This is a genomic window from Catenuloplanes niger (assembly GCF_031458255.1).
Lineage (GTDB): Bacteria > Actinomycetota > Actinomycetes > Mycobacteriales > Micromonosporaceae > Catenuloplanes > Catenuloplanes niger.
In genome coordinates, this window is sequence record NZ_JAVDYC010000001.1 from 1,631,264 (window position 1) to 1,645,572 (window position 14,309).

The window sequence follows — 14,309 nt, forward strand, 5'->3', positions numbered from 1 at the left end:
TGGCGCCGCTTTCCGGTGGCCGGTCTAGCGGGTGACGCGGATCCGGATGACGTCGAGGGCCGGGGTCTGGTTGGCGCGCTCCATCATCGGGATGCGGTGCGAGCCGTCGCCGGCCCAGACCGCGCACTGGGCCGTGCCGGTCTGCGGCATGCCGGTCACGTTGATGGTGACCGTGTCCGGCCGGCGGCCGCCGGCACCGTCCTCGGTGGCGACGAAGAACGCGGGCGCCGGCGCCGGGTCCGGGGCCTCGTTCGTGTTCGGCAGCATCCGGCACGCGGTGTGGAAGTGGCCACGGACCAGGCCCTCGTCGGTCAGGAACGAGCTCTCCAGGTAGTAGCCGCCGGCCGCGGCGCCGAGGAACCGGTCGCGGACCAGGTTGCGCGTGCTCACCTGCAGCTGGAACTGCTGGCCGACCCGGACCTTCTCCGGCGACCGGGTGATCAGCAGCGACGGGTTGTTCGCGGCCGTGCCGACCTCACCGAACTCGGTGTCCACGCAGCGGTTGCCCTCCTGGAAACCGGTGTGCGGCTGCAGGTCGGAGGCGCCGCAGTCGTCGCCGAGGATCTCCAGCCCGTTCGTACCGTCGCCGGCCTGGCCGTTGCCGTTGTTGTTGCCGTTGCCGTTGTTCCCGGTCGCGACCGGCGTCGGCGTGATGCCGGTGGTCACCAGCGTGCAGTCGGCGAGCACCTCGAGGCCGGCCGGCTTCTGCGCGACCCGGCCGATCGCGATCGCGATCCGGTCGATGGTGGCGATCCGCTTGCTCTTCAGCGGGCCGAGGATCGCGTTGTTGACGAAGTTCGGGCCGCCCTGACCCTGCGTGTCCTTGAGGCGCTTGTTCGCCTCGTCGATCTGGGTCTGCAGCAGCGCCAGGTTGCGGTCGACCTCGGCCTTGGCCCGGGCCGGCACGGTGCCGAGCTTGTCCGCCACGGACGGGCAGCTGATCGTGTTCGACGACACCGGCGCCGGGCTGGCCGGGCAGGCCGGGACCTGGCCGTCACCCCAGTGGTTGCGGACCGTCCGGCCGTTCTGCTGGGTGGTGGTCGTGTCCGCCCCGCCGGGTGCGCGGCCGTCCGGCGCCGCCTTGCCGCAGTTCTGCGAGACCGGCCGCGGTTTCCGCGGATTCCAGGTGCCCGCGTTGGCGAACGTGGTGACCGCGAGACCACCGCCGAAAACCGCTACCGCAGCCACCGCCGCAACGATCCATTTCCTGCGTCGCAATGCGACGCCTATGCCTGCCCCGCGCCCCGACCTGCGCATTGCCCACCATCCCCAAACCGTCGCTGACCTGCAGATCCTGCAGGGTCCGAGCGATCCTCAAAGATTCCTTTGAGCAAGTTAGAAGTCGCATTCGGGCAGCGTCAAGCGGGCCGGAAAACCAATGGAAATCCACAGCCGATCTTTAAGAAGACTTATGCTCCCGATAGCGACCCGGTGGGTTAATCCATTCGGGGGATCGGACACGGTTCAACGTAACCGGGAAAATTTTTGTGAATTTGCGCGGACGTCGGCGCTCGACCGACCCTACCCGCCGGCCATCGGCGCGGACAGCCGATTCATCCATATCGGTGATACTTCAGTCCGCGCTGAACACCAGCTCGCCACCCACGTACGTGCGGCGCACGCGCGCCTGCGCGATCTCCGTGGCCGGCCGGGCGAACGGGTCACGGTCCAGCACGGCCAGGTCCGCGAGCAGGCCCGGCGCGATCCGCCCGGTCACGTCGTCACGATGACACACGAACGCACTGCCCTCCGTGTACGCGGTCAGGAACTCACCCAGCGTGAGCGCCTGCTCCGGCAGGAACGGGCGGTCCACCGGCTCGCCCGGCGCGGTCCGGTTCACCGCCACGTGCGCGGCCAGCATCGGGTCCGGGCTGCTGACCATCCAGTCGCTGCCGGCCGCCAGCCGTGCCCCGGCGTCGCGCAGGGCGGCGAACGGGTACTGCCGCGCGGCCAGCACCGGGTCCAGGAACGGAATGGTCAGCTCGTCCATCTGCGGCTCGTGGCAGGCCCAGAGCGCCTGCAGGTTCGCGGTCACGTCCAGCGCCGCGAACCGGTGGAGATCGTCCGGGTGCACCACCTGCAGGTGCGCGAGCTGGTGCCGGTTACCGCGCGGCCCGTTCGCGGTGCGGGCCGCCTCGATCGCGGTCAGCGCCTCGCGCACCGCCCGGTCGCCCAGCGCGTGCAGGTGCACCTGGAAGTCCGCCGCGTCCAGCCGCGTCACGTACTCCTTGAGCAGTTCCGGGTCGACGAAGCTGAGCCCGGTGTTCGCGGTCGCGGCACCGCACGCGTCCCGGTAGGGCACGGTCATCGCGGCCGTGAAGTTCTCCGCCACGCCGTCCTGCATGATCTTGACGGTGCGGGCGGTGAACCGGCCGGTCGTGGTGCGGCGGGCGCGCAGGTCGTCCAGCTGGTCGAGGCCGCGGTCCCGGTCCCACCAGAGCGCGCCGCCGACCCGCGCCCGCAGCGTCCCGGAGGAGGCGGCCCGCAGGTACACCGGGAGCAGGTCGCGGTGCCCGTGCAGGCCGGGGCCGACCCAGGCGTCCTGCCATCCGGTCACGCCGACCGAGAAGAGCAGTTCCTCGGCCGCGCGCAGCCCGGCGTCCAGTTCCGCGTCCGTGGCCGCCGGGACGTGCCGCCCGACCAGGTCGGCCGCGCCCTCGTGCAGCGTGCCGGACGGGTGGCCGTCCGGTTCGCGCTCGATCCGGCCGTCCACCGGATCCGGCGTGCCCGGGCCGATCCCGGCCAGCTCCAGCGCGCGGGTGTTCACCCAGGCGCCGTGCGAGTCCCGGTTGGGCAGGTAGACCGGCCGGTCCGCGACGATCGCGTCCAGCGCCCGCCGGGTCGGGGTGCCGCCCGGGAACGCCTCCATCGACCAGCCGCCACCGATGATCCAGCCCAGGTCCGGGTGCTCGGCGGCGTACCGCCGGATGATTCGCAGGTATTCGTCCGCGCTCGCCGCGGACGTGAGGTCGCAGCGCAGCAGCTGCACGCCGGCCGCGATCGGGTGCACGTGCGCGTCCTGGAAACCGGGCAGCAGCAGGCCGCCGTCCAGGTCGACGGTCTGCCGGCCGGTCAGCCCGGCGCCGACCGCGGTGATCCGCGCACCGTCGACCGCCACGTCCGCGCGCCGCGCGCGCCCGCCGGTGAAGACCGTCCCGTTGGTGAAGACCAGCTCGTGCGTCACCGCAGCATGATGCCCTAGACGCGGAACGTGGCAACCAGGCTCTGCAGCTCGCCGGACATCCGGGCCAGTTCCTCGGACGCGCGCTGCGAGTCGCCGACGCTCTCCGACGTCAGCCGCGCCGCGGTGGCGAGCGCCTCGATACCCGCGTTGATCTCGCTGATCCCGCCCGCGGCCTCGGACACGCCGCGGTTCATCTCGCTGGTGGTCGCGGTCTGTTCCTCCACCGCCGAGGCGATCGTGGTCTGGTAGTCGCTGATCCGCGCGATGACCTCGCTGATCTCGCCGATCGCGGTGATCACGGTCTCGGTGTCGGCCTGGGTCGCGGCCACCCGGGAACTGATGCTCTCGGTCGCCCGCGCGGTCTCCTGCGCCAGGTCCTTGACCTCGCTCGCCACCACCGCGAAGCCCTTGCCGGCCTCGCCGGCCCGGGCCGCCTCGATCGTGGCGTTCAGCGCCAGCAGGTTCGTCTGCTCCGCGATCGAGGTGATCAGCTTGACCACGTTGCCGATCTCCGCGCTGGACTCGCCGAGCTTCACCACGGTCCGGTTCGTCTCCTCGGCCTGGGAGACCGCGGCGCCGGCCACCTGCGCGGCCTGGTTCGCGTTCTCCGAGATCTCCCGGATCGACGCGCCCATCTCCTCGGAGCCGGCCGAGATCGTCTGCACGTTGCCGGTCACCTCCGCGGCCGCGGTCGACACCACTTCCGCCTGCGTGCTGGCCTGCTCCGCGCTGCCGGCGATCTGACTGCTGGTCGTGGAGAGCTGCTCCGCGGCCGCGGCCAGCGAGTGCGACGCGCCGGTGAGCGACTCGACGGTGCTGCGCATGCCGCCGACGGCCCGGTTCAGCGCGCCGGCCATCACGCCGACCTCGTCGCGCGAACGCACCGGCACCGCGCCGGTCAGGTCGCCGTCCGCCATCCGCTCCAGCACGCCGGACACCTCCGCGAGCGGGCCGGTGATCCGGCGCACCACGAGGACCCCGATCAGCGCGGCCAGCACCGTGCCGATCAGCCAGCAGGCCAGCATCGTGGTCACGCCGCTGCGGTAACTCGCCGCGCTGGCCGCGGCACCGTCCGCACCGCTGTCCGCCTCGAACGCGGCGAGGCCGTCGAAGCCGGCGTTCACCGCGTCGACCGTCGGCGTCACGGCCGTGTAGGAGCGCTCGAAGCCGGCGTTGTCGCTGCTCAGCGCGGCCGGGATCAGCTGCTCGTCGCGGACCTTCTCGAACGCGGTCAGCCCGTCCCGAACCGCCGCGAAGTGCTCCAGCTGCGCCTCGTCCAGGCCCAGCCCCTCGTACTCCGCCAGGCCGCTCGCCAGCGTCTCCGCCGCGGCCAGCGCAGCCTCCCGCTGCTGCTCGGTCCCGGCCGGCGTGCTGGCGATGTTCATCAGCGCCAACGAGAAGACCTGGTCGTCGAACGCGCCCTGGGCGGCCGCCAGCATCTGCGACGGCTTCAGGTTCTCCTCGTAGATCGCGGTCGCGTTCTCGTTCGCGGTCCGCAGACCGGCCAGGCCGGCGAGCGCCACCAGCGCGCCCGCGACGAGCGCCACACCGAGCGCCAGACCGAATTTCACACTGAGCCGCAAACCGGCCAGCCATGCACCCATAACCGACACCGCTCCCCTTGCGGTTCCATCCCCCAGGTCACACCTCACCAGCTCAATCGGCCTCTGATCGCGGATTGTGAGGAGTCCGGGCGACGCGGGCAGGCCGGGTTTGTGAAAGCATGTGCCGCGTGCCGCACGCTCCACTCACCGCCGCCGTCCACCGCGCCCGGGCCGCTCAGGCCGCGGGTGACCTCGTCAACGGCCGCGCGATGCTCGAGGACGTCCTCGAGGACGCGCGGCGCGCGCTGGGCAAGTCCCACGACGAGGTGCTGGACGCGGCGCTCGTGCTGGGCGAGCTGCACACCCAGGCGGACGACCCGGCGGCCGCGCGGCGCGCCCTGGAGAGTGCGTACGCGGACGGGCAGCTGAGGCTCGGCGACGAGGACGTGCGCATGCTGGCGCTGTCCGCGGCGATCGGCGCGGCCGCGGAGGAGCTGGGCAACCGGCACGAGGCGAAGCGCGCATACCTGCGGGTCGCGAAGCTCGGGCCGGGCACGCTCGGGCCGGACCACCCGATGATCATCCGGGCGCGCGCCTACCTGGGAGACGCGGCTCCGCCGCTTCCACAGACCTCTCCGGCGGTACGGCCGGAGCCGCCGACCACGCAGCTCGGCGCGACCCCGCTGGTCCAGCCCGCGCCGCCGGTGACGCCGGAACCGCCGACCACCCAGCTCGGCGCGACCCCGCTGGTCCGGCCCGCGCCGGAGCCGCCGACCACGCAGCTGGGCGCGACCCCGCTGGTCGAACCGCCGACCACCCAGCTCGGCGCGACGCCGCTGGTCCGGCCCGCGCCGCCGGAGCCGCCGACGACGCCGATGCACCAGGCGCAGCCGCCGGTCACGCCGCTGCCGGACCCGCCGACGATGCCGATGCACCAGTCCTCGGCGCCGCCGTACCAGCAGTCCGGGCCGCCCTACCAGCAGTCGCAGCAGTCCTCGGCGCCGCCGTACCAGCAGTCGGGACCGCCGTACCAGCAGTCGGTCCCGCCGTTCCAGCAGTCCGGGCCACCGTTCCAGCAGTCGCAGCAGTCCTCCGCGCCGCCCTACCAGCAGTCCGGGCCGCCGTACCAGCAGGGATATCCGCAGTATCCGCCGGTGCAGCAGCAGTCCGGGCCGCCGTACCAGCAGGGTTACGCCGTACCCGGGCCGCACGTCGGTCCCGGGGCGCCGCCCCGGCGGAACCGGGGCCTGACCATCTCGGTCGCGGTCGCCGCGGTCGCGGCCGTGATCGCGGCCGTCGTCTCGGTCACCGTGCTGATCTCCACCCGCGGTGACGACGACACGGCCGATCCGGCGCCGGACCGGACCGCCGCGCCGAACGGGCCGCAGGTCGCCGGCGCGCCACCGGCCGACGTCGCGCTGACCGACGACGGCGAGGCGATCGCGCTGACCTGGGCCGACCCGACGAACGGCACGGTGTCGTTCATCGTCGCGGGCGGTCGCGCCGGTGAGGAGCTGAAGCCGATGGCGAACCTCCCTCCGGGCCGCGTCCGCTACGAGATCAACGGGCTGAACCCGGACCTCGACTACTGCTTCACGGTCGTCGCCGTCTACGGCACGGACGCCTCCCAGGTGGCCGCGTCCGAGCAGCGGTGCACCGCGCGGAACACGCCGGGCGGCCCGACCGGCTAGAACCCGATCGTGACCGATCACGCATCGCGGGGGCAGCTTTTACGGTTAGCACCCCATAAGATGACTCGCGTCTCTCTCCCGGTCGGTACCCGCCCAGCTCACACGGGCATTACACGGTTTGTTCCGATGCCGTTACCCGGGGTGAGGCATCGGCAGTGGACGACGCGTAACGGGGAGAGTTGTGGTCACCACCCAAGCGACGCCGGGCACCATCGAGCCACCACCGGGGCGCAGGAAGCGACTGCGTACGCCCGGGGGCCTGGTGACGATCGGCACGGTGGCGGCGCTGGTCGCCGGCATGGCCGCGACCGTGCTCGGGCTCGGCGCCGCGGACCAGGCGGTGGCCAGCTTCGACGCCGCCTCCTGGCTGTGGAGCAAGTCCAAGGGTGAGCTGGCCCGGGCGAACGGCGTGACCGGCCGGGTGGACACCCGGTTCGCGGTCGCCGGCGCGGCCGGCCACCCGATGCAGGTCAGCCAGACCGACCGCTTCCTGATCATGCGGGACCTGAACACCGGCCTGGTCAGCTCGCTGGACCTGACGTCGCTGCAGACGGTCGCGACCGCGCAGACCACGGCCGGTGTCGGCGTCACCGTCGCGCTGGACGAGGAGGCCGCGTTCATCGTCGACTCCGTGCAGGGCGAGGTCCGCCAGCTCGACCCGCAGACGCTGGAGCCGGTCGGTGAGCCGGTGCGCTACCCGCCGGGCATCGCGGGCGGCACGTTCGACGGCGAGAGCCGGCTGTGGATCGCGGTCCCGTCCGAGGGCACGGTCTCCGCGATCACGCCGGCCCCGATCGGCGACAACGAGGGCGACCGGGCCGACGACGCCGAGGCCGGCGGCCAGGGCGCGGGCGGGCCGAAGCTGGTCCGCACGCACGGTGTCGCCGCGCCCAGCCACGACCTGGCGCTGACCGCGCTGGACAACGGCGTGGCCGTGCTGGACCGCACCACGAACACGCTGACCATGGTTCGGGGCGAGGCGCAGCCGCTGCCGGTGACGCTGCCGCTGACCGGCGTCGGCCTGCTGCCGGAGCGCACCAACGGCACGCAGATCCCGGTGACGGTCGGCGACGACCGCAAGGTCTACGTGGTCTCCGACACCGGCGTGGTGACCGAGTTCGCGGTGCCGGGTGACGGCGCGCCGCTGCGCCCGGCCGTGGCCTGGGCGGGCCGGTTCTACGTGCCGGAGGAGGGCACCGGCGTGGTCCACGTGCTGGACGAGTCCGGCGCGCGGACCAGCACGTTCACGGTCGCGGGGGCGAACGGCGAGCTGGAGCTGGAGGTCCGCGAGAACCACCTGTTCATCAACGCGCCGAACTCGGCGGCCGCGCAGGTCGTGGACGACGGCCACCAGGTGAAGACGGTCGACAAGTACGCGAACGACGTGCTCGGCGGCGACCCGCCGAAGGAGGCGCCGCCGCCCCCGCCGCCGCCCGCGAAGCCGCAGGTCGGCAAGCCGGGCCCGCCCAAGCAGGTGACCGCGGCGGCCGGCAACGCGCAGATCCGGTTGAGCTGGAAGCCGGCCGCGTCCAACGGCGCACCCGTCACGAAGTACGTCGTGGAGGGCGCGGACAAGACCTGGCAGGTCGGCGCGGACCAGCGTTCGCTGCAGGTCGACGGCCTGACCAACGGCGAGACGTACCAGTTCACGGTGTACGCGGTGAACAGCGAGGGCGAGGGCCCGAAGGCGAAGTCGAACCCGGCGGTCCCCACCTCCGAGGTGCCGGACGCGCCGGAGAAGGTCACCGCGGCCGCCCAGCCGGACGGCACCGTGAAGATCACCTGGCCGGAGGCGAACGGCCAGGGCCTGAAGATCAAGTCGTACGCGGTGAACGCGATCGCGGCCGGCGCCACCACGCTGGTCGGCCAGGCGGACGGCACCGAACTGGTGGTCGCGGCCGGCGAGCTGGAGTACGGCACGCAGTACGCGTTCACGGTCACCTCGACCAACGAGCGCGGTGGCTCGTCCAAGGCGTCCCCGCCGAGCGAGACGGTGGTGCCGTTCACCGTGCCGGAGGCGCCGGAGGGCCTGGACGCGGCCACGGTCGCGGGTGAGGCCGGCGCGATCACGGTCACCTGGACCGCCCCGGCGGAGAACGGCCGACCGATCACGAAGTACGTGGTGACCGCCGGCGACAAGACCTCGGAGGTCGCGGCCGGCGGCACGTCCGCGAAGCTGACCGGTTTCGGCAACGGGGCGCTCGTGAACGTCACGGTGGTGGCCGTCAACGAGGCCGGCGAGGGCAAGCCGGCCTCCGCGTCAGCCCGCACGGTCGCGAAGCCGAAGATCACCATCACCGGCGCGACCGTCACACAGACCGAGGTGACGGTGAAGGCGACCGTGGACGCGGGTGGCGGCACCGTCGAGTGCGTGCTGGCCACCGGGAACAAGTCGGTCAAGGGCGGCTGCGCCTCGTTGACGTTGGGAGACCTGTCGCCGAGCACGGAGTACGCGTTCACGATGACCGCGACGAACAAGGCAGGTAACGGCGCGGACTCCGTCACCAAGACCACGAGCGCGGTCTACGGGCTGGCGGTCTGCAACAACAACACCGGCGCGAACGACCCGGCGCAGCGCACCTGGTGCAACGACAAGGACAACGGCCGCCAGGTCTGGACCGAGCCGAAGGACAAGGGCACGCTGGTCGGGCGGGCGGGTCAGAACCAGCGGCTCTCCGCGATCTGCAAGACCACCGGCCAGAGCATCAGCCAGTACGTCTACAACAAGGGCAAGGTCGACCCGACGAACATCTGGATCAAGGTCAACTACGGCGGTACCACGGGTTACATCTCGTTCGCCTGGTTCAACCTCGAGGGGCACGGCATCAACTCGACCGGCCCGCTGCCGAACTGCTGACTCACCGCACATTCATGGAACGCAACCGAGATGAGCCCGTCCCGATGACGACCGCACCGCCGCACACCAACGGCTACGCCGGCAGCAACTCCTACGACGACGGCTACGAGCAGGGCGGCCACTACGGCGCCGGCTCGTCGTACCCGTCGTCGTCGGAGGCGCCGACCGGCCTGCTGCCCGCCGTCACGTCCGGCGGTCCCGGCGGGCAACAGTCCGGCGGGCAGTACGAGCAGTACGACCGCGGCGACCAGTACGACCGCGGGCAGTACGGCGGTCAGTACGGGCAGTCCGGCACCGCGGAGACGACCGGGCAGGGTTCCGGCGGCTACCCCTACGGCGGCACGGGCCAGGGTTACGGCGCGGCGCAGTCCTCCGGCGCCGCCACCCTGCCGGCGCCGCCCGCTCCCCCGATCGCGACCCCGTCGCCGCCCACGATGAACCCGCCCGGCATGCACCCGCCCGCGATGAACCCCGCGCCAGCGATGAACCCCGCGCCCACGATGAACGCGTCGGCGACGACCTCGCCGGCCGTGCAGCCGGCCCCGGCCGGTCCGGTCGCGGCGCAGCCGGTGGCGACCGAGGGACCGTTGTCGCAGCAGCAGGTGCAGGGCTTCGCGAACATCGCGAACCAGCTGGCGGCCAGCATCGGCACCGTGGTGCTGGGCAAGCCGGAGCTGATCCGGCTCGCGCTGACCGCGCTGTTCGCGCAGGGCCACGTGCTGCTGGAGGACGTGCCCGGCGTCGGCAAGACCACGCTGGCCCGGGCGATCGCCGCGTCCGTGCACGGCCAGTGGCGGCGCATCCAGTTCACGCCGGACCTGCTGCCCGCGGACGTCTCCGGCGTCACGATCTTCAACCAGGCCACCCGCGCGTTCGAGTTCCACCCCGGCCCGGTCTTCGCGAACATCGTGATCGCCGACGAGATCAACCGCGCCTCGCCGAAGACGCAGTCCGCGCTGCTCGAGGTGATGGAGGAGCGCACGGTCACGGTCGACGGCGTGCCGCACCCGGTGCCGCGCCCGTTCCTGGTCGTCGCCACGCAGAACCCGGTGGAGATGGACGGCACCTACCGTCTCCCGGAGGCGCAGCTGGACCGGTTCCTGGTGAAGCTGTCCGTCGGCTACCCGGACGAGTCCGTCGAGATCGAGGTGCTGCGCGGCGCGAACGTACGCTCGCCGGAGAGCCTGCCGCCGATCGCGGACACGTCCATCGTCGCCGAAATGATCAAGATGGCGCAGCGGGTGCACATCGCGGACCCGCTGTACGCGTACGCGGTGCGCCTGGCCGCCGCGACCCGTCAGGACCCGCGGGTGCGGATCGGCGTGAGCCCGCGCGGCGTGATCGCGCTGACCCGGGCCGCGTGCGCGTACGCGCTGATGGAGGGTCGGGCCTGGATCCTGCCCGAGGACCTGAAGGCGCTGATCGGACCGGTCTTCGCGCATCGCGTGCTGCTCACGCCGGAGGCGGCGCTGCGCGGCACGACCGCGGACGACGTGGTGGCCGACGCGCTGCGCGCGGTCCCGGTGCCGCTGCCCGGCGGCGGCACGCAGGCCTGATGCGCGCCACCCTGCGCGGCCTCGGCCTGACCGCCGGCGCCGGCGTGCTGCTGGCGGCCGGTCTCCGGTTCGGCTACCCGGAGCTCGCCGTGCTCGGCGGCGCCGGCCTGCTCGCCGTGCTCTGGGCCGTGCTGTTCGTGGCGTGGCGGCCGCGGCTGTCGCTGTCCCGGGTCGCGGATCCGGACCGGGTGCCGCGTGGCGAGCCGTCCACGATGGTCCTCACGTTGCGGAACGCGGCCCGCCGCCGCTCGGCCACGCTCACCGCGGCCGACTCGTGCGCCGGCCGCCCGGTCGAGGTGCCGCCGCTGCGGCTGCGCGCCGGCCGGGACACCACGGTGACCTACCCGGTGCCGACGCACCGGCGCGGCCGGATCCCGGTCGGGCCGCTGCGGGTGACCCGCGCGGACCCGTTGGGCCTGGTCCGGCTCGCGCAGGCGCACGGTGACACCGTCACCGTCTGGGTGCACCCGCGCATCCTGCCGTTGAGCGCGGTCCCGGCCGGCGTCACCCGCAGCCTGGACGGCCGGTCGGACCGGGTGCCGCAGGGCTCGATCACGTTCGACACGCTGCGCGAGTACGTGATCGGCGACGATCTCCGCCGGGTGCACTGGCGCTCGACCGCGAAGATGGGCGAGCTGATGGTCCGCGAGCAGCTGGACACCAGCCTGCCGCGCCTGGTGGTGCTGTTGGACGACCGGGCCGGCTCGCACACGCCGCTCGCGGACGGGCAGTCGGCCAGCTTCGAGGCCGCCTGCGAGGCCGCCGCGTCGATCGTGGCCGCGGCCGCGCGAGAGGACCTGCCGGTGACGATGCACCTGGTCAGCGGCGCGGAGGAGGCCGGGCTCAGTCACCTGGACACGCTGACCGCGGCGGAGCTGCACCCGGCGGACGGCGAGACGTTCCGGACCGCGACCACCCGCCTGCGGCAGCAGCGCCTCGGCGACACGCTGATCTTCGTCACCGGACCGGGCGGCCGCGACGACCTGGGCCAGCTGGGCACCGTGCGCCAGGCGTACCCGGTGCTGGTCGCGGCGCTGCTCGGCGTGCGGGGCGAGCACCCGTCCGGCCCGGGTGCGGGCCTACTCGTGATCAACGCGGAGGACGGCGACGCGTTCGCCGCGGAGTGGAACGGCGCGTCCGGATGGTGAGGATGGTGCGCGCGGCCGGGCTCCCGGTCGCGCTGATCGGCATGATCGCGCTCTGCGGTGTGCTGCTCGGCCGGGTCTACTCCGGGCCGCTGCTGCCGCAGGCGGTCGCGGGCGCGGCCGTGCTCAGCGTCGCGATCTCCACCGCGGTCCGCCGCCTGCCGTCCTGGACCGTCGCGCCGCTGTCCGTGCTGGCGCTGGCCGGATACACCGTGCTCCTGCTCCGGATCGCCGCGCGGCGCGCCGAGCTGGACGCACCGCTCGCCCAGGTGCTGGTGGACGCGGCCCGCAACGGCATCCCGCGCATGCTCACCGCCATGATCCCGGTCGAGCCGACGCCGGACACGCTGGTCATCCCGCTGGTCGGGGCGTGGCTGGCCGGGCTGGCCGCGAGCGAGGTGTCCGGCCGGGCCGGCTGGGTGCTGCTCGGCTACACCGCGCCGGTCACGCTGTTCGCCGGCACGCTCTACGTGGTCGGGCCGAACGCGGACGCCGCGCTCCCGCCCACGCTCGGCTTCGTGGCGCTGGCCGTGCTCGGCCTGGTCACCGCGCCGGGCCGGGCCGCTCCCCGGACGGCACCGCGGACCGTGGCGACCGCGTCGGACGCGGAGCCGGCCGGCCGCCTGCGCCGCCTGATCGGGCCGGTCGTCGCGCTGACCGTGCTGCTGGCGCTGGTCTTCGCGGGCGCGCCCCGGATCGCCGGCGTGGTCACCGCGACCCCGGTCGACCCGCGCCGGTACGTCGAGCCGCCGCAGGTGGACAGCCTGGACGAGAGCCCGCTGAACCGGATCTCCGGCTGGGCGCTGAACCCGGACCAGCACCTGTTCGACGTGACGCCGCTGGAGGGCGACGGGCTGCCGCTCGTCCGGCTGGCCGTGCTGAACGACTACGACGGTGTGACCTGGAAGGTGGGCGCGACGTACCGGGCCGCGGGCCGGGTGCTGCCCACGGACCCGCCGCCGCCCGGCGCGACCGTGGAACAGGCCGTGCAGCGGCTCACCATCGCGGACCTGTCCGGCCGGCTGCTCCCGGCCGTGCCGACGCCGTCCGGCGTGGAGGGCACCCGAGTCGCCTACGACGCGGAGTCCGGCACGCTGATCCGCCCGGAGGGCCTCACGGCCGGGCTGACCTACACGGTGACGTCCGCGCGGGAGCGGCTGGACCTGAGCGGGCTGCCGGTCGCGGACGTGCCCGGCGGCCCGGACGTGGCCCGGCTGCTGACCGTCTCGGACGGCGTCCCGGAGCAGCTGCGGCAGCTCGCCGACCAGCTCGGCGAGGAGAACGGCGCACCGTACGACCGGGCGGTGGCGATCGAACAGTTCCTGGCCACGCACTACCGGGTGGCGGCGGACGCGGCCAGCGGGCACGCGTACCCCAACCTGGGTTTCTTCCTGTTCGGCCCGCGCAACGCGGGCGGTCAGGAGGGCACGTCGGAGCAGTTCGCGGCGTCGTTCGCGGTGCTGGCCCGGCTGCTCGGCCTGCCGTCCCGGGTGGTCGTCGGCTTCGCGCCGCGCCCGGCCGGTGCGCCGCCGGTGACCGGTGCGCCGTCCGCCGCCGGCACGCCGTCCGCCTCGGCCGCGGGCGGGCCGGTCGCGGTGCGTGGCGCGGACGCGTTCGCCTGGCCGGAGGTGCTGTTCGACGGCGTCGGGTGGGTGTCGTTCAACCCGATGCCGCAGCCGGACACCGAGCCGCGCCCGGTCGAGGAGGACTTCCGGCCCGAGCCGGAGAAGTCCGAGGAACCGCCCACGGACGCGCCGACCCCGTCCGTCGCGCCGACCGCCGGCGCCTCCGCCGGCGACGTCCTGGCCGAGTCCCGGTCCGGCACGGGCCGCACCCGGGTGATCATCGCGGGCGGTGTCTCCGGCACCGTGCTGCTCGTCCTGGCCGGCCTGGTGATCGCGCTGCTGACCATGCGGCGCGCGCTGACCCGGCGGCGCTTGCACGCGGCCGACCCACGGGACCGGGTGGCCGGCGCGTGGCTGGAGGTCGGCGACGCGCTGCGGCTGGCCGGCAGCCCACCACCGCCGGACCTGACGGCGACGGAGTTCGCCGGGCACGCCGCGGAGGCCGCCGCCCGCGCGGCCGAGCGGGTCCGGAAGCCCGCGTTGCGCACGGCCGCACCGCCGCTGGACGACCTGGCCGAGCTGATGAACCGGGACGCGTTCGCCCCGGACGACATCGATCAGACCCAGGCGGACCACGCCGGTACGCAGGCGGCCGCGTACGTCACCGCGCTGCGCGCCCACCGCCCGTGGTGGCGCCGCCTGCTCTGGTCGGTGCACCCCGGCCCGCTCCGCTGGGCCGGGAAGCGCCGCTGACCGGCGCCGGAGCA

At 73.6% G+C, this 14,309-nt stretch carries 8 protein-coding genes; 5 read left to right on the forward strand and 3 right to left on the reverse strand.

The features are described from left to right. Window positions 1-24: 24 nt before the first annotated feature. The 3 genes from J2S44_RS07145 to J2S44_RS07155 all read right to left on the reverse strand — a co-directional run bounded on the left by J2S44_RS07145 (window position 25) and on the right by J2S44_RS07155 (window position 4,755). Window positions 25-1,188, reverse strand: a complete 1,164-nt coding sequence (locus J2S44_RS07145) for a hypothetical protein (RefSeq protein WP_310410032.1) — start codon at window positions 1,186-1,188, stop codon at window positions 25-27. A 385-nt stretch (window positions 1,189-1,573) separates the two neighbouring features. Continuing rightward, the gene (locus J2S44_RS07150; protein WP_310410034.1) at window positions 1,574-3,184 is read right to left on the reverse strand and encodes an amidohydrolase; all 1,611 of its coding nucleotides are present in this window, start codon (window positions 3,182-3,184) and stop codon (window positions 1,574-1,576) included. A 14-nt stretch (window positions 3,185-3,198) separates the two neighbouring features. Further along, entirely contained in the window at window positions 3,199-4,755 is a 1,557-nt protein-coding gene (locus tag J2S44_RS07155; RefSeq protein WP_310410037.1) for a methyl-accepting chemotaxis protein, read from the reverse strand. 161 nt (window positions 4,756-4,916) lie between these two features. On the opposite strand from J2S44_RS07155, the gene J2S44_RS07160 reads away from it, so the two are divergent. The 5 genes from J2S44_RS07160 to J2S44_RS07180 all read left to right on the forward strand — a co-directional run bounded on the left by J2S44_RS07160 (window position 4,917) and on the right by J2S44_RS07180 (window position 14,295). Continuing rightward, window positions 4,917-6,419 carry a tetratricopeptide repeat protein gene (locus tag J2S44_RS07160; RefSeq protein ID WP_310410039.1) on the forward strand — a complete coding sequence of 501 codons (1,503 nt, stop codon included), beginning with the start codon at window positions 4,917-4,919 and terminating at the stop codon, window positions 6,417-6,419. A 181-nt stretch (window positions 6,420-6,600) separates the two neighbouring features. Beyond that, entirely contained in the window at window positions 6,601-9,276 is a 2,676-nt protein-coding gene (locus tag J2S44_RS07165; RefSeq protein WP_374727808.1) for a fibronectin type III domain-containing protein, read from the forward strand. A 569-nt stretch (window positions 9,277-9,845) separates the two neighbouring features. Beyond that, window positions 9,846-10,832, forward strand: a complete 987-nt coding sequence (locus tag J2S44_RS07170) for an AAA family ATPase (RefSeq protein WP_310429502.1) — start codon at window positions 9,846-9,848, stop codon at window positions 10,830-10,832. Beyond that, window positions 10,832-11,980 carry a DUF58 domain-containing protein gene (locus J2S44_RS07175; RefSeq protein ID WP_310410041.1) on the forward strand — a complete coding sequence of 383 codons (1,149 nt, stop codon included), beginning with the start codon at window positions 10,832-10,834 and terminating at the stop codon, window positions 11,978-11,980. The genes J2S44_RS07170 and J2S44_RS07175 overlap by 1 nt, the downstream gene beginning before the upstream one ends. Further along, window positions 11,974-14,295 carry a transglutaminase TgpA family protein gene (locus tag J2S44_RS07180; protein ID WP_310410043.1) on the forward strand — a complete coding sequence of 774 codons (2,322 nt, stop codon included), beginning with the start codon at window positions 11,974-11,976 and terminating at the stop codon, window positions 14,293-14,295. The genes J2S44_RS07175 and J2S44_RS07180 overlap by 7 nt, the downstream gene beginning before the upstream one ends. The last annotated feature ends 14 nt before the right edge of the window (window positions 14,296-14,309 follow it).